The 24154-nt window shown below is 64.1% G+C and carries 16 protein-coding genes and 1 pseudogene; 9 read left to right on the top strand and 8 right to left on the bottom strand.

Annotation, left to right across the window (positions count from 1 at the left end):
* Window positions 1–73 precede the first annotated feature (73 nt).
* The 5 genes from CGX12_RS12415 to malT all read left to right on the top strand — a co-directional run bounded on the left by CGX12_RS12415 (window position 74) and on the right by malT (window position 7290).
* Window positions 74–1045 carry an alpha-amylase family protein gene (locus CGX12_RS12415; protein ID WP_142995622.1) on the top strand — a complete coding sequence of 324 codons (972 nt, stop codon included), beginning with the start codon at window positions 74–76 and terminating at the stop codon, window positions 1043–1045.
* A gap of 3 nt (window positions 1046–1048) precedes the next feature.
* Window positions 1049–2155, top strand: a complete 1107-nt coding sequence (gene malK / locus CGX12_RS12410) for a maltose/maltodextrin ABC transporter ATP-binding protein MalK (RefSeq protein ID WP_094040189.1) — start codon at window positions 1049–1051, stop codon at window positions 2153–2155.
* Window positions 2156–2242: 87 nt separating this feature from the next.
* The gene (locus CGX12_RS12405) at window positions 2243–3469 is read left to right on the top strand and encodes a maltoporin (protein ID WP_094040188.1); all 1227 of its coding nucleotides are present in this window, start codon (window positions 2243–2245) and stop codon (window positions 3467–3469) included.
* A 78-nt stretch (window positions 3470–3547) separates the two neighbouring features.
* Window positions 3548–4375, top strand: a complete 828-nt coding sequence (locus CGX12_RS12400; RefSeq protein ID WP_094040187.1) for a MalM family protein — start codon at window positions 3548–3550, stop codon at window positions 4373–4375.
* A 203-nt stretch (window positions 4376–4578) separates the two neighbouring features.
* Complete coding sequence (gene malT / locus CGX12_RS12395; RefSeq protein WP_094040186.1) at window positions 4579–7290, top strand: HTH-type transcriptional regulator MalT; 2712 nt, start codon at window positions 4579–4581, stop codon at window positions 7288–7290.
* Window positions 7291–7378: 88 nt separating this feature from the next.
* Here malT and ovoA read toward each other — a convergent pair whose 3' ends face one another.
* The 5 genes from ovoA to malE all read right to left on the bottom strand — a co-directional run bounded on the left by ovoA (window position 7379) and on the right by malE (window position 15357).
* The gene (ovoA, locus tag CGX12_RS12390; RefSeq protein ID WP_094040185.1) at window positions 7379–9496 is read right to left on the bottom strand and encodes a 5-histidylcysteine sulfoxide synthase; all 2118 of its coding nucleotides are present in this window, start codon (window positions 9494–9496) and stop codon (window positions 7379–7381) included.
* Between the two features lie 88 nt (window positions 9497–9584).
* Window positions 9585–11510 carry a hypothetical protein gene (locus CGX12_RS12385; RefSeq protein WP_094040184.1) on the bottom strand — a complete coding sequence of 642 codons (1926 nt, stop codon included), beginning with the start codon at window positions 11508–11510 and terminating at the stop codon, window positions 9585–9587.
* Window positions 11511–11655: 145 nt separating this feature from the next.
* Window positions 11656–12546 carry a maltose ABC transporter permease MalG gene (malG, locus tag CGX12_RS12380; RefSeq protein ID WP_094040183.1) on the bottom strand — a complete coding sequence of 297 codons (891 nt, stop codon included), beginning with the start codon at window positions 12544–12546 and terminating at the stop codon, window positions 11656–11658.
* A gap of 1 nt (window position 12547) precedes the next feature.
* Entirely contained in the window at window positions 12548–14089 is a 1542-nt protein-coding gene (malF, locus tag CGX12_RS12375) for a maltose ABC transporter permease MalF (protein WP_217898169.1), read from the bottom strand.
* A gap of 101 nt (window positions 14090–14190) precedes the next feature.
* Window positions 14191–15357, bottom strand: coding sequence for a maltose/maltodextrin ABC transporter substrate-binding protein MalE (gene malE, locus CGX12_RS12370; RefSeq protein WP_217898168.1), 1167 nt, complete (start codon window positions 15355–15357; stop codon window positions 14191–14193).
* A gap of 470 nt (window positions 15358–15827) precedes the next feature.
* Here malE and CGX12_RS12365 point away from each other — a divergent pair, with 470 nt between their 5' ends.
* Together CGX12_RS12365 and CGX12_RS12360 are read left to right on the top strand one after the other, a co-directional pair.
* Window positions 15828–16958 (top strand): ABC transporter ATP-binding protein, encoded by a 1131-nt coding sequence (locus tag CGX12_RS12365; RefSeq protein WP_094040181.1) that lies wholly within the window; start codon window positions 15828–15830, stop codon window positions 16956–16958.
* A 21-nt stretch (window positions 16959–16979) separates the two neighbouring features.
* Complete coding sequence (locus CGX12_RS12360; RefSeq protein WP_094040180.1) at window positions 16980–18671, top strand: alpha-glucosidase; 1692 nt, start codon at window positions 16980–16982, stop codon at window positions 18669–18671.
* Window positions 18672–19201: 530 nt separating this feature from the next.
* On the opposite strand, the gene CGX12_RS20340 is transcribed toward CGX12_RS12360, so the two are convergent.
* A complete protein-coding gene (locus tag CGX12_RS20340) occupies window positions 19202–21886 on the bottom strand; it encodes an alpha-amylase family glycosyl hydrolase (protein ID WP_094040179.1) in 2685 nt (894 codons plus the stop codon).
* A 246-nt stretch (window positions 21887–22132) separates the two neighbouring features.
* Here CGX12_RS20340 and CGX12_RS12350 point away from each other — a divergent pair, with 246 nt between their 5' ends.
* Window positions 22133–23149, top strand: a complete 1017-nt coding sequence (locus CGX12_RS12350; protein WP_176442058.1) for a LacI family DNA-binding transcriptional regulator — start codon at window positions 22133–22135, stop codon at window positions 23147–23149.
* 34 nt (window positions 23150–23183) lie between these two features.
* On the opposite strand, the gene CGX12_RS12345 is transcribed toward CGX12_RS12350, so the two are convergent.
* Both CGX12_RS12345 and CGX12_RS12340 read right to left on the bottom strand, forming a co-directional pair.
* Window positions 23184–23513, bottom strand: coding sequence for a PTS glucose/sucrose transporter subunit IIB (locus CGX12_RS12345; protein ID WP_094040177.1), 330 nt, complete (start codon window positions 23511–23513; stop codon window positions 23184–23186).
* Between the two features lie 134 nt (window positions 23514–23647).
* Window positions 23648–23971 (bottom strand): annotated as a pseudogene (locus CGX12_RS12340) (glucokinase); the annotation flags it as partial.
* Here CGX12_RS12340 and CGX12_RS12335 point away from each other — a divergent pair.
* The coding region (locus CGX12_RS12335) for a glucokinase (protein WP_176442059.1) at window positions 23852–24154 on the top strand (303 nt) is incomplete at its 3' end. The pseudogene CGX12_RS12340 and the gene CGX12_RS12335 overlap by 120 nt on opposite strands.

Raw genomic sequence — 24154 nt, 5'->3', positions numbered from 1 at the left:
GACGGAGGATTCCCCCCCCTTTGCCTGCGGGCATGATGAGACCAATGACAATAACCCCGTGAGCCAGGTCCGAATGACATTCGATACCCGATCTTCAAGTCTGCCCCGTAACGCGACCCTGTATCGCGTGGACAGCGCCCACTTCTTCGACGGTGACGGCGACGGTCGGGGCGATCTGGCCGGGGTGTTGCTACAACTGGATTATTTTACCCGACTGGGGGTGGATGGGTTGGTACTGACCCGGCATGACCGGCGTGGTCTTGCGGAGGGATATTGGCAGGCGATCGCGGATCGGCTGCAACAGGCGGGATTATCACTTTGGCTGGAAGAATACCGGCACTACCGCTCCTGGCCACAAGGGCAGATCCTGCCCCTGTGCACCCTGGTCGATCACGGCCCCGTCGGGCTGACCCACTGGCTGGAAAAACGGGCCCAGGGCGGAGCGGCGATCTGGGCCACCGGCGGCCAGGATCTGGCCCGGGTGGTCAGCCGCTGCGGCGGTGGCGATCTCAAGGTCGCCCTGCCCTACCTGGCGCTGCTGGCCTGCCTGCCCGGCCCCGTCAGCCTGTGGCAGGGAGAAGAGCTGGGCCTGCCCCACGCCGCCGAACTGGGAGATACCCGGGGCAACCGCAGCCCCCTGCCCTGGGTCGAGTATCCCGAGCAACCGTCCCATCCCATGCAACGGCGGGTCGCCGCCGAGCACAGGGCCATGGCCGTCAGTCGCCAGGAGCAGGAGCCCGACTCCCCCCTTAACCAGTGCCGCCGGCTGCTGCAGTGGCGCCGCCGGCAGCCGCTGGTGGCCAATGGCCGGATCGACGTGACCGGCCTGCACGATGGCCTGCTGTGGGTACGGCTGGTGGGAGAACAGCCATCGCTGACCGTCGTGCTCAACCTGCTGCCCTATCGCCAACACCATCATCTTCCCCCGCAAACCCGCGGCTGGCAAGCGGAGCTGACCCTCGGCCAGGCCGAGATGAGCGACGACCATACACTGAACCTTGGCGGTTTCGCCGCCGCCATCGTCAGGCCCAAGGAACAGGAGTAATTCATGGCCAATGTCACCCTGCACAATGTGTGCAAATCATACGGAGACGTCCATATCTCCAGGGATATCAACCTGGAGATCCACGACGGCGAGTTCGTGGTGTTTGTCGGTCCGTCCGGCTGCGGTAAATCCACCCTGCTGCGCATGATTGCCGGCCTGGAAGAGATCACCTCGGGAGAACTGCAGATCGGTGAAGCCCGCATGAACGAGGTGCAGCCCTCGGAGCGGGGCGTGGGCATGGTGTTCCAGTCCTACGCCCTCTATCCGCACCTGTCGGTGGCCGACAATATGTCGTTCGGGCTCAAGCTGGCCGGCGCCCCCAAGGCGGAGATCCGGCAGCGGGTCAACCACGCCGCCGAAATCCTGCAACTGGCCCATCTGCTGGAGCGCCGTCCCAAGGAGCTGTCCGGCGGCCAGCGCCAGCGGGTGGCCATCGGCCGCACCCTGGTGGCCGAGCCCCGGGTGTTCCTGCTCGACGAACCGCTGTCCAACCTGGACGCCGGCCTGCGGGTGCAGATGCGCATTGAAATCGCCCGCCTGCACAAGCGGCTGAAGAGCACCATGATCTACGTCACCCACGATCAGGTCGAGGCCATGACCCTGGCCGACAAGATAGTGGTGCTGGAGGCTGGCCGGGTGGCCCAGGTGGGCAGGCCGCTCGAACTCTACCACTACCCCGCCAACCGCTTCGTCGCCGGCTTTATCGGCTCGCCCAAGATGAACTTCCTGCCGGTGAAGGTGACCGCCGCCGAGGCCGGGCGAGTGGAGATAAGTACCAACGACACCCGCTTCTGGATCCCGGTGGACGGTCGCGCCGTGCAGGAAGGCGCCAATATGTCGCTCGGCATCCGCCCCGAACACCTGCTGCCCGCCGCACAGGCATCGGTCCGCCTTAGCGGCGAAGTACAGGTGGTGGAGCAACTGGGCAACGAAACCCAGATGCACATTCGCATCCCCGCCCTCAAGAGCAACCTGATTTACCGGCACAACGACGTGCAACTGGTGGAGGAAGGCCAATTGCTGGAGATAGGCATTGCGCCCGAGCGCTGCCACCTGTTCCACGAAGACGGCCGGGCCTGCCGCCGGCTACATCCCGAGCCCGGTGTCTGACCGCACCGATACGACACAACCCTTTTATCAAGCAAGCAAGGCCGACCAGGGAATGGTCCCTGCACCAGGCCAACAAGGAGAACTCAAATGAACAAATGGCGTTTACTTCCCGTTGCATCCGCCGTGGCGGCAGCAGTCATGGCTACCCAGGCCATGGCGGTGGACTTTCGCGGCTATGCCCGTTCCGGTATCGGCTGGACCGGCGGCGGCGGTGAACAGCAGTGTTTCGCCGCCACCGGCGCCGCTGCCAAGTACCGCCTCGGCAACGAATGCGAAACCTACGCCGAACTGAAGCTGGGCAAGGAATTGTGGGCCGAGGGTGGCAAGAGCTTCTACTTCGACACCAACCTGGCCTACGCCATTTCTCAGCAGAACGACTGGGAACAGGTCGAGCCTGCCTTCCGAGAGGTCAACGTCCAGGCCCGCAACGTCTTCGACGCCCTGCCGGGCGCCACCCTGTGGGCGGGCAAGCGCTTCTATCAGCGTCATGACGTGCACATGCTCGATTTCTACTACTGGGATATCTCCGGCCCCGGCGCCGGCCTGGAAAACGTCGACCTCGGCTTCGGCAAGCTGTCGCTGGCGGTCACCCGCAACACCGAGGAAGGCGGCGCCGCCAGCTTCGGGAGCGATGACAACGCCTATAACAACGTTTTCGACCTCCGCCTGGCTGGCCTGCAGACCAACCAGGACGGAAACCTGGAACTGGGCCTGGATTACGGACGCGCCGGCACCGCGAAAGACGCCTCCCTGGATCCGGACGCCACCAAGGACGGCTACATGCTTACCGCCCAGCACACCCAGGGCAACTTCTTCGGCGGCTTCAACAAGTTCGTGGCGCAATACGCCACCGATTCCATGACCTCCTGGAATTCAGGCCACTCACAAGGTGCCAGCACCAGCAACCACGGCAACATGCTACGCCTGATCAACCACGGTGTGGTACAGCCCGCCAGCGACTGGGAGCTGATGTACGTGGCCCTGTACCAGGATATCGATCTGGACAACAACAACGGCAGCACTTGGTACTCGGCGGGCGTGCGCCCCATGTACAAGTGGAGCAACACCATGAGCACCCTGCTCGAGCTGGGCTATGACAACGTCAAGGACCAGGCCAGCGGCAAGCGCAACGATCAGATGAAATACACCCTGGCCCAGCAGTGGCAGGCCGGCGACAGCATCTGGGCCCGCCCGGCCATCCGCCTGTTCGCCACCTACGCCGACTGGAACGACAAGTGGGGCGATCGTGCCGGTACCCCTGAAGCGAGCGACGGCGAAGTGACCTTCGGCGTGCAGATGGAAGCCTGGTGGTAAACCCCTTGGAGCGCGGGCGGCTCGTCCGCGCTCCCGGATTTTTTCGATCATAGGGCACCACTACAGATAGGAGGCATCATGAACAAAACGCTAGTCGCCTTGTGCCTGTTCGGCGCCGTGCTGGCCGCCCGGCCCGTGGCGGCGGCCGAGGCACCGCAGGACTTGCCGACCATCGGCCAGCAGCAGCTTGCCGCCCTGCAATGGCAGCCACTGAACCCACCGGTCACCGAAACCCTCGTGCTCGATGACGCCGGCCCCCGGCTCGACACCGGACTGGGCGAAGGGCCGGTCGCGGCCTTCACCCTGCCCGCCGACCGGGGCACCCTGGAGCTCACCCTGCACAGCCTGGTGAACGAGCACAATCAGGTCTTCGCCCCCAATGTGCTGGTGCTGGATGAACAGCTGCGGCCCGCCGCCTTCTATCCCGCCGACGCCTTTCCCTTCGCCTCCGGCCGGCTGCTGCTGGACAACCGGCTGGCAGGCAGCATCAGGTTGACGCCCATGCCGGGGCAACAACGGATCCATATACTGGTGTTCACCCGGAGCGAAGACCTGGCCCGCCATACCATGATGCCCCACCCGGCCAAGGTGCATGCCCAGGCCATCGGCAACCAGCCGCCGGCCATCCCGGATGTGCGGGTGTCCCATCAGCCCCAGGGCAAGCTGCAACTGAAGGTGGCGGCCGAGCAGAAGCAGGGTGCCGTGGTCATAGGTCCGCAGCCGCTGGCGGCAACAGCAGCCAGTCCGGCCGCAGCGCCCCAGCCCGAAACCGAAGCCTACTTTACCCAGGCCATCCGCGCCGCCGCCGGCCAGGGGGATATCGACAAGGCCCTGCGCCTAATGGAGGAAGCAGAACGGCTGGGCATCGATGCCGCCCGCCGCACCTTTGTGGAGGCGGTGAAATAACCCGTCTGTCCGCTAAGTTCCTTGTGTTTGGGTGTGCATAGCACACCCTTTTTTCATCCATGCCGGCAGCACCACCCGCCCCCAGGCACAAAAACTGTGATCGGACACGGTTAAATGAGGCCTGCGGTTGTGCTCGTTACCGCCCCGGGTAGGATGTGGGTAGACTATTCCGAACGAGCAACAGGGGAACCGAAGACCTCACCATGCTGATCCCGTCCAAACTGAACCGGCCGTCACGGCTGCACCACACCCTGCTGCGCCCGCGGCTGCTGGCCTTGCTGGGCCAGGCCGAACATTATCCGCTGCTCCTGCTGCACTGCCCGGCCGGCTACGGCAAAACCACCCTGGCGGCCCAATGGACCACCGATCACGAACACCTGGGCTGGTATTCCCTGGACGACAGCGACAATGACCCCCAGCGCTTCGGCCACTATCTGATCGCCGCCCTGGCCCGGGCCACCGGCCAGGCCTGCCCCAAAACCCTGTCCATGGCCGAAAAACGCCAGTTCAGCAGGCTCAGCACCCTGTTCGGCCAGCTGTTCGAGGAACTGGCCGGCTGGCACACCCCCACCCTGCTGGTGCTGGACGACTATCACCTGATCCGGGAAGAACAGATCCACGATGGATTGCGCTTTTTCCTCCGCCATATGCCCGAGTCTCTCAGCCTGCTGGTAGCCTCCCGCACGCTACCGCCACTCGGCATCGCCAATCTGCGGGTACGGGGGCAACTGTTCGAAATAGACAGCAGGGAACTGGCCTTCAACCACCAGGAAACCGGCCAGTTTTTCCGGCAGCGGCTGGATAAGCCCCTGGCCGAGGCCGACTCGGCCCGGTTATGCGACGATGTCGAAGGCTGGCCCACCGCCCTGCAACTGATCGCCCTCTCTTCTCGCCAGGGCCACCTCGAACCCCGGCAGTCGGCCCAGCGCCTGGCCGGACTCAACCAGGCGCACCTGCGGGATTACCTGGAAGAAGAGGTACTGGACAGAGTGGATCCGGCCACCCGCGATTTTCTGCTGCGCTGCTCGGCGCTGCGCTCGCTCAACGCGGCCCTGGCCAACCGGCTGACCGGCCGGGAAGACGGCCAGTTGCTGCTGGAGAACCTGGAACGCCAGGGACTCTTCACCCAGCGTCTGGATGCGGAAGGGGTCTGGTTTCGCTTTCACCCCTTGTTCACCCAGTTTCTGTCCCACCAACGGGAATGCGAGCAGCCGGGGCTGGGCCCGCAGTTACACGGTATGGCGGCCCAAGCCTGGCTGGAGCAGGATTTTCCGGTGGAAGCGCTCTACCATTGCCTGGCCGCCGACGATCCCGCCCTGTTGCAGCAATTGTTGCTGGAACACGGCTGGCCGCTGTTCCACGGCGGCGAGCTGAGGCTGCTGGAGCACAGCCTCGACCGGTTGCCCGAAAGCCGGCTGCTGCTGACCCCCAGCCTGGTGCTGCTGCGCGCCTGGCTGGCCCAGAGCCAGCATCGCTATCCCGAGGTGGAACTGCAGCTCGGCCGTGCCGAACAGGCGATGGCGGTCGAAGGACTGACGCTGAGCCCCGGTGACCAGGGCGAGTTCCAGGCACTGCGTGCCCAGGTGGCGATCAACGCCGGCCAGCCCCGCCAGGCCCTGGCCCTGGCGGAGGAAGCCCTTGCCCAGTTGCCGGCCGATCGCAGCCACAGCCGGGTGGTGGCCACCACCGTCACCGGCGAGGTCTACCACTGCCTGGGACAACTGACCCGGGCCCTGCCGGTCATGCAGCAATGCGAGGCCATGGCCCGCCGCTACGGCATCTACCACCAGGCCCTGTGGGCCATGCTGCAGCAGAGCGAAATACTGCTGGCCCAGGGCTACCTGCAGGCCGCCTTCGAAATACAGGACAGGGCCTTCGAACTGGTGCAGGAGCAGCACCTGCAGCAGGTGCCGCTGCATGAGTTTCTGCTGTATCTGCGCTCCCGGGTGCTGTGGAGCTGGCATCGCCTGGACGAGTCCGAAAGCGCCGCCCGCAAAGGGCTGGAGGTGCTGGAAGATCTCTCGCCCCAGCAGCAGCTCAAGTGCAGGACCATGCTGGTGAAGATCTCCCTGGTGCGCGGCGACGTGGACAATGCCCGGGTACACCTCCAGCACTGCGAACAGCTGCTGCGGGGGGGGCATTTCCACATGGACTGGGTGGCCAGCGTGGATCAGACCCGGCTGCTGCTGTGGCAACTGGTGGGCGACGAGGTCGCCATCCGCCAGTGGCTGGCCGAGGCCCAGGCTCCGGAAGGCGACGCCAACCACTTTCAGCAGGCCCAGTGGCGCAACCTGGTCCGGGCCCAGATGCTGGCCGGCGACCCCGACACCGCCCTGGAACTGCTGCAGCAGCGCAACGACACCGCCCGCCGGCTGCAATTGGTGAGCGATCTCAACCGCAACCTTATCCTGCAGGCCCACCTGCACCTGCGCCGGCACGAAACCGACGAGGCGCGCCAGTGCCTGCTGGAAGCCCTGACCCTGGCCAACCGCACCGGTTTCATCAGCCACTTTATTCTGGAAGGGGAAGCCCTGGCCCAGTTGCTGCACCAGGCCGCCAGCCAGGCCTCCCTGGACGACATGACCCGGCACCGGGCCCAGCGGTTGCTGAAGGAGTTGAGCCAGCATCAGCACCGGCACCGTTCGGCCCACTTCGACGAGGCCTTCGTGGAGAAACTGCTGACCCACCCCCAGGTGCCCGAACTGGTGCGCACCAGCCCGCTGACCCAGCGGGAGTGGCAGGTGCTGGGATTGATCTACGCCGGTTACAACAACGAACAGATCGCCGCCGAGCTGGACGTGGCCGCCACCACCATCAAGACCCATATCCGCAACCTCTATCAGAAGCTCGGCATCAACCACCGCCAGGAGGCGATAGCCCAGGCCAAGAGCCTGCTGGAACTGATGGGATACTGAGCACCGGGCCGTTGTCAGCCATCTGAAGCCGATCAGCGACCGACTGTCTCTTTATCCGAGGAGACCAGAGCACCGGTCTCCGTTTTTCTTACTTCAGTTTCCACAGGGTCATTTCCGCCAGGCTATGCTGGAACTTGCGACGGGTTTCACGGATCACGAAGGGAATGTCTTCCTGGCCCACCAGCTCGAAACGCCCGCCCAGTAACGCCTTAAGACCGTCCAGGGTGGTGAAGTTCTCGCCGTTGACCTTGATGCCGCCCAGCCACTTGGCCTTGGGGGTGTAGTCCTCCAGCCAGGTGTAGGGCGAGGTCAGCACCAGGCAGCCACCGGGGTTGAGCCGCTCGTGCACCTGGCCGAGGAACAGGCTGGGATCGTAGAGCCGGTCAATCAGGTTGCCACAGAAGACGAGATCGTAGCCGCCGAAACGGGCTTTCAGGTTACAGGCATCGCCCTGCACGAACTCCACCTTGTGGGCCACCTCGGCGTAGCCCAGGACGTGCAGGCTGGTCTCTTTAAATTCCACCAGTTCGCCCTCGGTGGGAATGGCGAAGCGGGTCTGGCCGCTCTCCTTCAACTGGAAGCCGTGCTGGATAAAACGGGCGGAAAAGTCGATGCCATCCACCGCCCCGAAGTGCAGCGCCAGCTCGAAGCTGGCCCGGCCCACCGAGCAACCCAGATCCAGCGCCCTGCCCTTGTCGAGCCCGGGCAGACGCGCCAGCAGGGTGCGCACGCAGGCCACCGGATAGTTGGCCACGCCGAAGTATTCGGCCCCGTAGTGGAACTCCAGGTACTGGGCCACCAGTTCGTCGGTTTCATAGGTATTCACGGGTTCCACGGGCACCTCTGCATAGTCTGATTCAATGTAACGAAAGCCGGCATGCTGGAAGAAATGCCGGCGGAAAGCATAGCGGGAATAACGGGTGGCCTCGTTGCCGGTCGAGATCCAGGAGCCCCCCTTGAACAGGTTGTGACGGTTGTCGAAGGTGGGGGTGGAAAAGTCGTCGTAGAGCGGATGTACCTCGAAGCCGGGAAAGCCGTCGATAGGGGTTTCGGTCCACTGCCAGACGTTGCCGACCAGATCGTGGATGCCGTCCACCGCGAAGCGGTCCACCGGACAGGACGAGGCGAAGTATTCCAGGTTGATGTTGCCCGGCGCCCGTCCCCAGCCCGGCTGGTCGGTGTCGAGCCGGTTGCGCAGCAGGGTCCATTCCGCCTCGGTGGGCAACCGCACATGGGTGCCGGCCTGGGCCGCCTTCCAGTTGCAGAAGGCCTTGGCCTCGAGATAATTGACCTCCACCGGCCAGTCCAGCGGCAATGGCACCTCCTGCAGCAGGTTGCGCTGGTAGTATTCGCCATGACGTTCACACCAGAAGCGGGGCATGGCGGCCCGGCTGAAGGCGAGCCACTGCCGGCCCTCCTCGGTCCAGTACTCCGGGCTTCGGTAGCCGCCGGCCTGCATGAATTGCAGGTATTCGCCGTTGGACACCAGAAAGCGGGATACCCGGAACGGCCGCACCGCCACCGTTTTACGGCCGTACTCGTTGTCCCAGCCGTAGCTGGCGGCGCTGTCCGGCTTGCCCAGGGTCAGGGTGTCGCCGGCCACCGGCAGCAGGCCGTTTTCCGGCGCCGGACCCGACTCGGGACAGGCCGAAGACCAGAACGGGTGGGGTTGCAACCAGTCCAGCGGCAGCATGCGCATGATCACCGAGGAAGTTTCCAGGTGGATACGCTCATGTTCTATGCCCATCAGCACTATCCAGGCCGGGGAGTCGGGGGTGATCGGCAGGCCGAGCGGCATCTCGCCGATAAAGGCATCCACCCGCTCTCGTACCCGCCGGCGATAGGCCCGGGTGTCGGTCACCGAGGGCCAGTCGTAGTTCGCCTCGTTCAGATCGTCCCAGGACATTTCGTCCACGCCGATGGCGAACATGGACTCCAGCCTCTCGTCCAGGCGCCGGTCCAGGTACTTGCCCAGCACCAGCTTGTTGATAAAAAACACCGCCGTATGGCCGAAATAGAAGATGAGCGGATGGCGCAGCGGCTCCGGCCGCAGGTAATAGGCGTCGTCGCTGTTGATACAGTCGAACAGGGATTCGTACAGGCTGAAGGTCCGGTGAAAATAGGTGCGGAGTTCTTCCCGCTTTCGCTCCACCGAGTCCCCGGTCAGTAGAATGGTTCTGGTGACTGCCTCTGCAAGTAGTTCCATGGAAGATCCCCGACAAGGTGTTTTTGCTTTACGTTACCCGGTTAGCCGGGCGATGAGAAGCAAAAGCCCCGTTGTTTTCCGGCCAGGTTCATTCCCCCCACCGGGTAAGCCGTGCCATGGCCGCACCATCGGGCCCGGCCAGGCCGTCACCGGCCACCGGAGGCTGCACCCAGAAGCGAAGGCTGTGCGCCGCCACCAGGTGAGATCCGCCTTCGTCCGACAGCTCGATACCCGGCCTGGCACTGTCCAGTGCCAGACGCCAGGGGGTACGACCGGGCAGGCGATGATACTCGGCCCGGTCACCGCGATTGAGTTGCCACAGCACCGAGCCCAGGCTGGGTTCGGAAATCAGCAGTTGCAGGCTGCGCAGCCCCGGCTCTCGCCGCTCCACTTCTTCCATGGCTTCACCGTCTGGACGCAGCCAGTGCATATCCGGATAGGAGGTCTGGGGAGAAGCATAACTCATGCGTTGCTGCAGCGGGATGATCCACTGCCGGCGCAAGGCGGCCAGCCGGGAAATAACGGTACGTAGCCGCCCCTCGGGATCCGCTCCCCAGTCCAGCCAGCCGACGACATTGTCCTGATCGTAGGCATTGACGTTGCCGCGCTGGCTGTGCGCGGCCAGATCCGAACCCAGCAGGTGCGGTACCCCAAAGGACAGCAGCAGGCAGGCCAGCAGGTTGCATTGTCGCCGGAACGCCACGACGTCGTCCCCGGCGGCCTGTCCCTGCCCGCCCCGGCCAGGGCCGCCGACCAGATCCACCAGGGTGGGGCCGTCGTGGCTGCAGATATAATTCACAGGCAGGAGTGCCGGCCAGCGCTGTTCGCTGAACCGACCACGCGACCCGGTCAGACAGTGGGCGAGCTCCGCCGGCGCTACCTTGTCCCCGCGCCAAAAGCCGGTAATGCCGTCGCGGAAACGGTCATTGCCTTCGGCGAAATCATCGGGAAAGCGCCCCGACTGGTCACCGTGGGGGCCCCTGTCCCGGGGTTCGGCGATCAGCTTGCAACGCTGCAGCACCGGATCCTGCGCCAGCGCCCGGAAAAAGGGCGAAGACTCGGCGAAGTGCTCCCCCTCCCGTCCCAGCGTGGTCGCCATACCGATGCGAAAGCCGTCAACCCGGAATTCCTCCGCCCAGAACCGCAGGCAGTCCATCACCTGGCGCAGGGCGGCGGGGTGGCGCAGATCCACCGTATTACCACAACCGCTGTAGTTGGCGAGCAGGCCATCCTGATCGCGCAGGTAATAGTCGGGACAGAGGTGTTTCCAGTGCCATACCGGCCCCTCTTCCCCGCCTTCGGCGGTATGGCCGAGTACCAGATCCAGGATCACCTCGATGCCGGCACGGTGCAGCTCGCGCACCAGGGTCTTGAACTCATTCACCGGATCCTGCCGGGCGTAACGCCGGCTGGGTGAAAAGGGCGCCAGCGGGTTATAGCCCCAGTAATTGGTCAGGCCAAGCGGCGGCAGTTCGGGCTCGTCCCGCCATTCCGCCACCGGCATCAGCTGCACCGCCGTGATGCCGGTCTCTTTCAGCTGCCTGATCACTCCGGGATGACAAAGGCCGGCGTAGCGACCCCGCTGCTCGATCGGCACGGCCGGATGACGATGTGTAAAACCCTTGACGTGCACTTCTGCAATCACCGTCTCGTGCCAGTCGTGCCGGGGGGAGCCAACCCCTTGCCAGTCGAAGCCGGCGTCGTAGGGATGGGCGAAAAACGGCAACTCCGACAGCTGGGTGGCATAGGGATCGAGCAGGTAGCGGGGCCGGCTGCCTCGCCCGCTCTGGTAGCAGTATCGCCAGTGCCGGTCCACTCCGGGCACGAACAGATGGCGGACGCCCTTGTGGCAGTCGGTCAGCGGCAGCCAGAAGCGGTGCTTCTGCGGGTTTTCCAGCACCAGACGCAGGCTGGGGTCGTCCGGAGCGTAGACGGCAAAATTCACCCCATCCCCACCACAGCGGGCTCCGAGGGGAAAGGGCAATCCCGGGCGGCAGGACAATAACAGGGGCATAGGCTCTCCTTAGCCTGAACACACAAACAACAGACACGCCCGGCACCACCGGGCGAAAAACAGGGATCCTGAGAACAGCATAGCGCCTGACGGTTCCCCGCCGCCGGATGGCGACAGGGAACCGTCGGGACCTTCCCGACCTCGGCTAGCCCTTGACGCCGCCGTCGGACAGGCCGGACACCAGGTAGCGCTGGGCCAGCAGGAACATCAGGGTGATCGGCAGCCCCGACAGTATGGCGGCGGCGGCGAAGTCGCCCCACAGGTACTTGTGATCCACCAGGTACTGGCGCGCGCCCACCGCCAGGGTCATCTGCTCGGTCTTGCGCAGCAGCACCGAGGCCAGGGGGTAATCGGTGACGGTACCGATAAAGGCCAGCACGAACACCACCGCCAGTATGGGCACCGCCAGCGGCAGGAACACATGGCGGAAGGTCTGCCAGGGGGTGGCGCCGTCGATCTGGGTGGCCTTGTCCAGGGCCGGATCGATGGCATCGAAATAGCCCTTGATGATCCAGATGTTCATGGTCACCCCGCTCAGGTAGCAGAGGATCAGCGACCAGTGGCTGTCGATGCCGAGGATGGGCGTCACCTTGCCCAGGGCGTCGAAGATGGCGTAGAGCGCCACCACCGCCAGGGCACTGGGGAACATCTGGATCAGCAGCAGCGAGTCCAGCAGGCCGCCCTTGCCGCGGAACTTCATCCGCGAGAAGGAATAGGCGGCGATGGTGGACACCACCAGCACCCCCAGGGAGGCGATGGTGCCGACCTTGACCGAGTTCCACAGCCACAGCAACACCGGAAAGGGCGGCGTCACCAGGGTGCCGTCGGCCCGCTGGTAATCCAGCCCCAGGGCCAGCGCCCAGTGTTCCAGGGTGGGCTGTTCGGGAAAGATGCTGCCGGTGGCGAAATTGCCCTCCCGGAAGGAGATGGACAGTATCATCACGAACGGAAACAGGATCAGCAGCAGGAAAATCCAAAGGAAGCCGTGGGCCAGGATTTTACGAAGCAGCAGGTTGCGTGGATATTCGACGATCATGTTATTTCCCCTTGGCGGCCACGGCACGGCGCAGTGCCACGAAGTTGGCATAGGCCATGGCCCCGACGATGAAGAAGATCAGGGTGGCGATGGCGCCGGCCAGGCCGAAGTTCTGGCCCGAGTCCATAAAGCTGATGCGATAGGTGAAGGACGCCAGCAGGTCGGTGGAGCCGGCCGGGATCAGGGTGCCCGGAATGTCCGGCAGGCCCCGGGTGAGCAGCAGGATCAGCACCAGGTTGTTGAAGTTGAAGGCGAAGGCCGAGATCAGCATGGGCGCGAAGGGCGGCAAAATCTGCGGCAGGGTGATGGAGAAGAAGCTGCGCACCGGGCTGGCTCCTTCCAGGGCCGCGGCCTTGGCGTGATCGCCGGGCACCGACTGCAGGTAACCCATGGCCAGCAGCATCATGTAGGGATAGCCCAGCCAGGTGTTGACGATAATGGTCATGGCGCGGGCCAGGGTCGGATTGGTGAACCACTCGGGCCGGATGCCGAACACCGCCTCCAGGATCATGTTGATTTCGCCGAAGTTCTGGTTGAACAGGCCGCGGAACACCAGGATGGAAATAAAGCCCGGCACCGCATAGGGCAAAATCAGCAGGATGCGGTACAGGCCGCGAAAGCGCAGGTGCTCCCACTGCAGTATCACCGCCAGCAGCACCCCTACCCCGAAGGTGAACAGCACCGACAGCAGGGCGAAGGCGACCGTCCAGATAAAGATTTCCAGCATGGGGCCGCGGATGCCCTCGGAGAACAGGATGCGCTTGAAGTTGTCCAGGCCCACGTTGACCCGCCAGCCGGGGGCCACCTGGTTGCCCGCTTCGTCCCGGTAGAAGCCCACCGAGTGATCCGCCACCAGTATGCCGCCGTCGAGCCGGTTGCGCAGCTGGCCGTCCTCGAGTTCTTCGAACACGGGCTGGACATGGGCCATGGTGCGGATGCCGGAGGTGGTCAGGCTCTGGCCGTCGGGCAGCAACGCGGTGATGGCGCCCAGCTCACCGCGCAGGCGCACCATGTCGCGGGCCGGCAGGAAGGCTTCGGCCGGCGCCGCCAGTTCCCCGCTTGCCTGCATCGGCAGCTGCTGGGGCTGGCCATCGGCGACGAAGGGGTCGCTTATCAGATCGCCGTCGGCACCACGCAGCACCAGCCGGTAACCGCCCTCGACGGGCAACAGGAAGAAGGGGCGCTCGCTGCTCTTGTCCACCGTCACCTGGGACAGGTGAATGTCGTTGACCCGGTGGAAAGACAGAAGGTTGCTGGCGCTGTAGTTGGTGAAGCCGACGTAGCTGGTGTAGATCACCGGAAAGGCGATGAACAGCCCCACCGTCACCACCGCCGGAAACACGAAACGGGCATTATAGAAACGCCGATTGCCGTAGATCAGGGCAAAGCCCACCAGCACCGCCATCACCAATACCGCGAACAGCGGCTCGCCGGCCAGGTACAGGCTCCATACCGCGTACAGCAGTGCCAGTGACACCACCCCGAGCACACTCAATTTGACCATATTGGCCAGGGACAACCGCGACGGTTTCTCAACCCCCATCACCGGTTCCGCACAGACCGTCGGCGAACTCATGCCAGCCTCCAAAAATACATTGTGATCGTTGCTACAGGCTGCCGGCACCCAAGGTGCCGGCATGGCCATTATTTCGCCAGCATCCGGGTGGCGGCGTCATCCAGCGCCTTTTCCACCGTCTGCTGGCCGCCGGTGATGTTCTGCAGCGCCGGGTTCATCGCCGACCAGAACTTGCCGGTTTCGGGAATGCCGGGCATGGGTACGCCCTGGGCCGCGATCTGCTGGGTGGCCGCCACGTTGGGATCCCGGGACAACACTTGTGAGTAGGCCTTGTGCGCCACCGCGCCCAGGGCCACCGCCTTGTTCAGCTCGGCCAGGCCGGCTTCGGTCAGCAGGTAGTTCTCGATGAACTCCACCGCCAGATCCTTGTTCGGACTGGCGGCGTTGATGCCGGCGGAGATCACCCCGACAAAGGATTTGGGCGACTGGCCCTCGATGGTGGGCAGGGGCACCACGCCGAAATTGATGCCGGTGGCCTTGAGGTTGTCCCAGGCCCAGGGACCGTTGATCATCATGGCCAGCTCCCCCTTGTTGAAGGCGGTGTCCATCACGTTGTAATCGGCCCCGACCGGCATCACCTTCTCGTCGATCAGCCGTTTTATCATTCTGGCGCCCTTGACCGCACCCTCATTGTTGACCCCCACATCACGGGCATCATAGACGCCGTTCTCCTGCTTGAACACATAGCCGCCGTTGGCCATCAGCAGCGGCATGGAGAAGTAGGCGTTGTTGTAATCCCACATGATGGTCTTGACGCCATCGGCCAGCTTGAGATCGAACAACTGTTCAAAGGAACTCGGCGGCTCAGGCAGCAGATCCTTGTTGTAGATAAGGCCCGCCGCCTCTATGGTGAGTGGGTAGCCCCAGGTGCGTCCGTTGAGCGTAAGGGCATCCCAGCTGAAGTCGAACATCCGCTCCCTGATCTCCTGGCTCGGCTCCACCGGCGTGAGCAGGCCGCCGTTACCCCATTCGCCGAAGCGGTCATGGGCCCAGAGGATGATGTCCGGTCCCTGGCCATTGGCGGCGGACTGCTGGAACTTGTCGGTAACCGGCTCGGGATGCTCCACCACCACCTCGATGCCCAGCTCGTCGGTGAACTGCTGGGCCACGGCGGCCACCCCCCTGTTGGTGCTGCCACTCCAGATCACCAGCTTGTCCTGTTCAAAAGCCAGCACCGGGCCGGACATCGTCCCGGCAAGCAGGCCGGCAAGCAGTTTCACCCTAAACTTCATCATGGTTGTACCTTCCCATACTATAGTTTGACCCAGACTCCTGCCTGGCAGACCAATGACAATACGCTCGCAGCCCCAGGCAAGGGGGAAGCGGCGAATGATTTTATTTAAAGCGCTTTCAATCGGAGATGCAAGATAGATCCCCCATCGGCCTATCATTGTGTGATCCAACGCAAAATTTACATCAAATAACAGTGTTACCCGCCATAAACAGCAACTCACATCACAAAACAACCAACAAAAACGTCATTAAATTTCACAATAGGGAATTAAATTACGATTAAACCGGGGACTGTCTCTGCCATTTCCCCCACCAAAGTTAGATCCCGGTCACAAGTCACCGATATGATGGTTGCTTCTTCGTCCAGTTGGGTTAACTTCAAAGCGTTTTAAATTTCAGGAAAGCAAGGCGCTCAGATGGCTTTTGCAACAGAAATCGCGTCGCGGGTGTCCTTGGCATAATGGAGCAACAGATGGTGAACACAGCAATCCAACAGGAGCAGGCCCACAAAGTGCTGTCGGTCAATGCCCTGATCAAGAGCTACGGCGGTGCCGACATCCTCAAGTCCGTGTCGGTAGACATGGACGAGGGAGACTTCCTGGTGCTGGTCGGTCCCTCGGGCTGCGGCAAGTCCACCCTGCTCAACTGCATCGCCGGGCTGGAAGAGGCAACCGGCGGCCAGATCCTGATCGATGGACGCGATGTCACCCGGGTACCGCCCCGGGATCGGGATATCGCCATGGTGTTCCAGTCCTATGCCCTCTATCCCACCATGACGGTGGCGGAAAACATCGCCTTCGGCATGAAAATCCGCAAGGTTCCGAAGGAAGAGCAGCAGCGCAAGACCCGGGAGGTGGCGCAAATGCTGCAAATCGATCACCTGCTCGATCGCAAGCCATCGCAGCTCAGTGGCGGCCAGCGGCAACGGGTGGCCATGGGCCGGGCACTGGTGCGGGAGCCGGTGCTGTTCCTGTTCGACGAGCCCCTCTCCAACCTGGATGCCAAGCTGCGGGTGGAGATGCGCGCCGAGATCCACCATCTGCACAAACAGACCAACGCTTCCATCGTCTATGTGACCCACGATCAGATAGAAGCCATGACCCTGGGCACCAAGATAGTGGTACTGCGCGACGGCCATATCCAGCAGGTGGGGACCCCACAGCAAATCTACGACGAACCGGCCAACATGTTCGTGGCCAACTTTATGGGCACCCCGCCGATGAACCTGCTGCCCGCCCGGGTCGAGCTCAGCGATGCCGGCGTCCTCCTCGAGGTGTGCGGTCCAAACGGCTTTACCCTGGTGGATAGTCGCGCCACCGAACGGCTGCGTGACTACCAGGACAAGGAAGTAGTGGTAGGCCTGCGTCCCGAGGCGCTGCATCCCTACCGCGAAGCGCGACACGATCACGCCATCCACCTGCCGGTAGCCAATGTCGAGTCCTCCGGCTCCGATACCTTTGTGCAACTGCAAGCCGGAGAGCACAGGCTCAACGCCCGCCTCGGTGGCCGGAGCCGCGTCGCGGAAGGCGAGCCGCTGGCCCTGGCCGCCGAGATGGATCATGTCTGCTATTTCGATCCCCAGACCGAACTACTGATCAAGTAACCTGAATCAACGAGGATTTTTATGCCCGGGCAACCCCCTACCTCCGTCACCCGCCACTGGTGGAAAGAAGCCGTGGCCTACCAGATCTACCCGCGCAGCTTTATGGACTCCAATGGCGACGGCATCGGCGATCTGAACGGCATCACCGCCAGGCTGGACTACCTCCAGGATCTCGGCATCGATGTGATCTGGATCTGTCCCATGTATCCGTCCCCCAACGACGACAACGGCTACGACATCAGTGACTACCAAGGCATAATGGCCGAGTTCGGCACCATGGCCGACTTCGACCGGCTGCTGGCCGAGGTGCACGCCCGTGGCATGAAGCTCATCCTCGACCTGGTGGTCAACCACAGCAGCGACGAGCACCCCTGGTTTATCGAGTCCCGCTCTTCCCGCGGCAACCCCAAGCGCGACTGGTATATCTGGCGCGACGGCAAAAATGGCGCCGAGCCCAACAACTGGGAGAGCATCTTCAAGGGTTCGGCCTGGGAATATGACCAGACCACAGAGCAATATTACCTGCATCTGTTTTCCCGCAAGCAGCCGGATCTGAACTGGGAAAACCCCGAGGTACGCGACGCCATCTACGAGATGGTACGCTGGTGGCTGGACAAGGGCATCGACGGTTTTCGCCTCGACGCCATCAGCCATATCAAGAAGGAAGCCGGCCTGAGCGACGTCCCTGCCCTGGAAGGCCAGGCCTATGGTGCCGCCTGGGACAAGATGATGAACGTCGACGGCATTATCGAGCACCTGGACGAGATGTGCCGGGAAACCTTCAACCGTTACGACGTCATGACGGTGGGCGAAGCCAACGGCGTATCACCGGCCCAGGCGGAAGACTGGATAGGCGAACGGCACCAGCGGCTGGACATGATCTTCGCCTTCGACCATGTGGGGCTGTGGGCGGAAGATGAGGCGGCGGGCCTGGACCTGTCACAGATCAAGCAGGCCTTCGGTCGCTGGCAGACGGGAGTGGAAGGTTTTGGCTGGAATGCGCTCTTCGTGGAGAACCATGACGTGCCCCGCATCATCTCCAAATGGGGTGACGCCGAGCACTATTGGTACCAGAGTGCCACCGCCATCGCCAGCCTCTATTTCCTGATGCAGGGTACGCCCTTTATCTACCAGGGTCAGGAAATCGGCATGACCAACACCACGTTCGGGAGCCTCGACGATTTCAACGACGTGGCCGCCAAAAACCAGTATGTCCAGATGAAGCAACAGGGCGTGGATGACGCCGAGATCATCCGGACCCTGTCGCAGACCAGCCGGGACAATGCCCGCACCCCCATGCAGTGGGACGCCGGCCCCGGGGCGGGCTTTACCAGGGGTACCCCCTGGTTCAAGGTAAACCCCAATACCGAGACCATCAACGTGGCCGCCCAGCAAGGCGACCCGGACTCGGTGCTCGGCTTTTACCGCCGGCTTATCCGCCTGCGCAAGGCCGAGCCGGTGCTGGTGTACGGCCGCTACCGGCTGGAGCTGGAATCCGACCCCCAGGTGTACGCCTACAGCCGCCTGCTCGACGGCCAGCACTGGCTGGTGCTGGTCAACCTGAGCGATCGCCCGGCAGAGCAGCGGCAGCTGCCCTGGCCGCTGCGCCATGAGCGGCTGGCCCTGGCCAACTACCCGGTTGAGCCGCACCCGGCCGGCGACACCCTGGATCTGCGTCCCTTTGAAGCCCGGGTGTACCGGCTGAACGACTGATATCCCTCCCCTTAATACTGCCGGCATGGGGCCCCATGCCGGCCTCCCTCCCGTTATTGCCGCCGCTATGCCTGTTCGGCCAAACCGCCGTCCGATAAAGATCCAATTTATTCGACCGAGCCCCGGCGCCGTTGGCGAAATGGTGGAGCGCAGGCGGCCCGCCTGCTTTCCCGCGCAGCGGGAACCCTCGGACTGGCCTACCACACCACAGGTTTAAAGAGGCTCGAGGCAGAACAGGCATCGCGGGTTGGGCTGTGCCTTCGCCCACCTCGGTGCCACCCTCATGCGGGCGGGCCGCCCGCGCCCCAGATGCAGACACGCCAACACATCCCCGGGGGCTTCGCCGCACCATCCCTTGCGCGGAGGGTCTACTTAGCGGAACCTGTAGCGGAACCCGGCCGCTGCCGGGAGTGATCTACTATGCGGAACAGCTAGTTAGGACCGAATGTATTCGGCCTGGCCGGTGACGACACCGCAAAGAAGCAGTGGTGCTGCGCCATTGAAAAAGGGCGCCGAAGCGCCCTTTCCGGTTACTCTGCCGCCGGCTCCAGCAGCGGCAGGTAATATTCTCGCCCGTCCGGATCCCGGGCCCGCCACAGGGTCACCTGGTAGTCGCCGTCTTGCGCGAAGTGGTAACGCAGGTTGCCCGGGTTGCCGCCCGCGCTCAGGCCGGTGGCGGTGAGCGGCGCGCCCAGGTTGAGCAGGCCCCAGCTGGCGTCGGCGAACTTGAACTCGCTCACCCCGGCCCGGGCCCGGATTGTGCCGGCATAAGTGCCGGGGGCCACCGCCGCCAGCGGGCTCAGCCCCCAGTCGTTGGCACCGCCCCGGAAGTGCAGCTCGGCGGCCAGGGGCTCCGGCACCCGCTCGAGCAGGGGCCTGGACTCGTCCTCCAGCGGGAGCGTCGCCACCAGTCCGCCCGCGTCGTCTTCCCGGCTCGCCGCCATTACCCGCTCCCGCTCCAGCAGCAGCGGCTGCTCCAGCACGGTGGCGCCCCCTTCCCGATCCAGGCGGGCGAACACCAGGGTACGGCGGGCGGCCTCGCCCCAGTCGAAGGCAGCCTGGAAGCCGGGGGTGGCGGCATCGGCGTCCCGCAGCAGGGTCATGCCGCCGGCCTCGTCGTAGAGCAGCAGCTCGGGCAGATCGTGGGGATTGGCATAGCTCAGCTCGAGCCGGGGCGAACGGCCGTCCAGGATGAAGGACACCTCGGCCTGGCGCGGCGGCGCCACCAGGTTGCTCAGGCTGGCGCGCAGGGTCACCTCGGTGCCCTCGGCCAGGGCGCCGGTGTCCCAGTAGAGGCGGTACGGGGCGTTGTTGTCCACCGCCAGGGTCTCGAAGTCGCCGCCGTCGAGGCTGGCCTCGAACCGCACCTGGTACTGGGGCAGCGCCTGCCCGGCCAGGGCCTCGGCCGTGACCTCCAGCTCCAGCAGGCCCGAGGTACGGGCCCCCGGCGCCACCCCGCTCAGCACCGGCTCCGCCACCGGCGAAGGGGCTATGCCCTCGGCCTTCAGGATGGCGAACTGCAACGGCGCCAGGGTCAGCTGCAACTGACCCTCGTTCACCCGGGAAACAACCTCGCCCGCCACCGGCCGGTAGTCGCCGGCCGCCGGCAAGGTCAGGCTCAGGGCCTCGTCGGCCAGGTTGAAGGCCAGCAGGTATTCCACCCCCTCGGCCAGATCCACCCGCGAGAAGGTCAGCACCCTGTCGCTGTCGTCGCTGTTGGGGCGGGCCAGCTGGATGCCGCGGCGCAGCACCGGATGCTCCCGGTACAGGGCGCTCAGGCCGGCGATATCCCGGTACAGGGGATGAGAGGGGTCGAAGTTGTCGTCGGCGGTGGTGGCAGTGGTGCCGATCAGCCGGCCGGCATTGTAGCTGGCCACCCGGGAGGGGAACATGTTCTGGCGGGCATCCTTGTCGCCGCCCTCGCCGGTAAAGCCCTGCTCGTCCCCGTAGTAGATCACCGGCACGCCCCGGCTGAAGAACAGCAGGGCGTTGGCCAGGCGGTAGCGGGCCAGCAGCTTGGCGTCGTCCGGCTCGCCGCCCGCCTGCAGGAAGTGGCCGAAGCGGCCGATATCGTGGTTGCCGAGGAAGTTCAGCAACTGGTTGGCGGAGCCGCCGGCATGGTTGTAGCGGTCATCCTGCTCGAACAGGGCTGTCAGGGCAGAAACGCCGCCCTGTCCGGCCAGGGCAGCACCGGCGGCGGCCTGAAAGCCGAAGTCGAGCACGGTGGGAAGGCCGGCGCTGCGGGTGTAGAAACTGAGCTCGCGCGGATCGCTGCTGAACACCTCGCCGAACATGGTGAAGTGCTCAATGCCGGCGCTGTCGCGGGCATGGTTCAGCACCGCCGGGGCGAAGGCCCGCCAGAAGTCGGCATCCACGTGCTTGACGGTATCGAGACGGAAGCCGTCGGGCCGCCACTCGTCGATAAGCCCGGTGAAGATGTCTATCAACCCGGCCACCACCTCGGGGTTGCCGGTATCCAGATCGTCCAGCCCGAAGAAGTCGCCGTAGAGGCTGTCCTCGCCGGAAAAACTGGAGTCGCCCTGGTTGTGGTAGAAGCGGGGATCATTGAGCCAGGCCGGCACCTTGGCGTTTTCCTCTCCCGCCGGGATAAAGGGCGTATAGCCCTCCCCCGCCGCCACCCGCTCCCGGGAGCGGTAGTCGCACCGACTCAGTCCGGGCAGGTAGGCGCCGTTTTCCTGGTGACATTCGCGGTATTTGATCACGTCGGCGGTGTGGTTGACGATGATGTCGAAGAATATCTTGATGCCGCGCTCATGGGCGGCGGCGATAAAGGCCTTCATTTCCTCGTTGCTGCCGAAATGGGGATCCAGGCGGGTGAAGTCCAGGGTCCAGTAGCCGTGGTAACCGGCCGAGTCGCCCTGCACCGCCTTGTTCTTCAGGATGGGCGTCAGCCAGATGGCGGTGATCCCCAGCCCCTCCAGGTAGTCGAGCTTCTGCTGCAGGCCGGCGATGTCGCCGCCGTGGAACATGCCCTTGTCGGTGGGGTCATAACCGCCGGAGGCATGGGGGTCGTTCGGGTCACCCTGGTTGTTGTCCGGATTGCCGTCATGGAAACGGTCCGGCAGCACGAAGTAGAACACCTCGTCCTCGATGCCGTGGCGCGGACTGTCGAACAGGGTGCGGGGCTGGGTGTCCGCCAGGGCGGGCGTGGCCATGATGGCGCCCAGGGCCATGGCCAGTACGGTACGATTCATCTGCTAGTCCCTATGGATGATGGAAGTGCCGGCCTTGGAAGCCGGAGGAAAGACAGGTATATACCCACGACAAAATTAAAGCGCTTTAATTTCTTGTGCAAGACAGCCGCAATTTCCGATGCAAAATCTGTGACTCATCCCGCCTTTTGGTTGATCAATCCCGGTGAAATGGCGATATTGTGCTGTTTTTACCGGGCCGGCAACGGCATACTTAATTGAAACGCTTACAATATGAGGAGAGCAGCGGTGGTGACGTTAAAGGATCTGGCCGAGCATCTGGGACTGTCGCAGGCGACGGTGAGCCGGGCCCTGAACGGCTATCCCGAGGTCAATGAAAAGACCCGCCGTCGGGTACTCGAGGCGTCCAAGCAGCTCAACTATCTGCCCAACCTGGGTGCCCGCAAGCTGGCTACCGGCAAGTCCGGCATGGTGGGCATAGTGCTCAAGTCCTGCGACGAGCTGGTGCAGGCCCCGGAATACGTGCGGATGATCGCCCAGATCAGCCGCCACCTGGGCGATGCGGGCTACGATCTGCTGATCAACTCGGCCCGCCAGGGCAACGCGCTGGACTCGTTCAAGCGCTTCGTGGCCGGCCGGGCGGTGGACGGCCTGATCCTCAACACACCGGAAGTGGATGATGAACGGGTCGCCTTCCTGCAGGAGCAGGGCTTTCCCTTCGTGATGCACGGGCGTACCGCCGGCGAGGTCAGCTATCCCTACTACGATATCGATAACTACGATGCCTTGGTGCAGGCGAGCCGCTTCCTGCTCGATCTTGGCCACCGGCGCATCGCCCTGCTGACCGGACCGGCCCGGCAGGCTTTCGCCCTGGAACGGGCCCGCGCCTTCCGCGATACCCTCGCCCAGGAGGGACTGGCGGCGGAACTCATCGCCTTCGACGACAGCAGCGAAGAGGTCGGCTACCATCATGCCCGTCTGTGGCTCGGTGGCGAGGCCCCTACCGCCATCATCTGCGCTTCGGCTCCCCAGGCCCAGGGGGTCTATCGGGCCGCCGGGGAACTGGGTATTACCATCGGCAGGGAGCTGTCGGTGATCGCCCACGACGACGTGGTGTCCTTGCCGCGTACCGAGCATTTCGATCCGCCACTCACGGTGACCCGCTCCTCTTTTATGGATGCCTGCCAGCCCCTGGCCGAGATGATGGTAGCCCTGCTCGACGGCGCCGAACCCCGCTCGCTGCAGCAGGTGGCGCCGGTGGAGTTGATCGTGCGCCGCTCCTGCGGGCCCTGTCCCCGCCCCTGAGTCCGGCACCGGCGCGGCAGCGCGCCGATCGGGCTTAGTCCCGGTTGCCGAACAGCCGCCGGGTCAGTCCTTTCAGCCTCCCCCGCTCCTTGCCCTGTTCGAGCCGGCCGGCCTCGACCAGGGCCTGGTACAGGGCCTGGCTGTTGTCCGGCCCCACCACCAGCTGGTAGGCCTTGTGCTGTCCGAGCACGCTCCCTTCGATCACCGCCACCACCGGCGCCAACCGCTCGATACGCTCCTTGTCGAAGCGGGTTTCATCATGGAGATCCACCCGCAGCCGGGTGGCGCAGTGGGAAAGCCGGGCCAGGTTATCGGCCCCGCCCAGGGCGGCGAGCAGTTCGGTGACGACGCTGTGATGGTTCATGGCAGTTACCTCGATAGGTCGTGAAGATAAAAGTTAAAGCGCTTTAAATTACTATTCTATCCGATGTCGACGAGGGTACAAGCGGTGTGTGGAAAATTCATGCCGGGCCGGTGTCGACACCCGGCCCGAGGGTATCAGGAAGCGGTGGCGTCGAGACGGAACCCCAACTGCTGGCGCAGGTAGGCCCCCGCTCCCAGCAGCCCAGGGTGCGGGTGGGTAATGAGGAAAACGGGAATGGCGGCCAGGTAGTCACTGAAGCGGCCCTTGTCCTCGAACGCCGCCCGGAAGCCGGAGTCGCGGAAGAAGTCGAGGAAGCGCGGCACTATGCCGCCGGCGATATAGACGCCGCCGAAGGTGCCCAGATTCAGCGCCAGGTTGCCGCCGAAGCGTCCCATCAGCTCGCAGAACAGGGCCAGGGTTCGCCGGCACAGCGCGCAGTCGCCGCCGAGGGCGCGCTGTGCCGGCGAACCCTGGCCCGGTTCTGCGGGCTTATGGGTCGCTTCGGCCGCAACCTGGCGCAGAATCTCGGCACCTTCGGCGGCGCCTATATCGCTGGCGGCATAGTCCCGGGCTTCCTCTCGTTCTTTCGTGCCTCCGGGTTCCGTGCGGCGTGCGAGGACAGTGGTCGCTTATGGGACGCG

Origin of the sequence: Zobellella denitrificans (assembly GCF_002237365.1) — a bacterium.
GTDB classification, from domain to species: Bacteria; Pseudomonadota; Gammaproteobacteria; order Enterobacterales; family Aeromonadaceae; genus Oceanimonas; species Oceanimonas denitrificans.
This window is presented reverse-complemented; position numbering and strand designations above follow the sequence as displayed.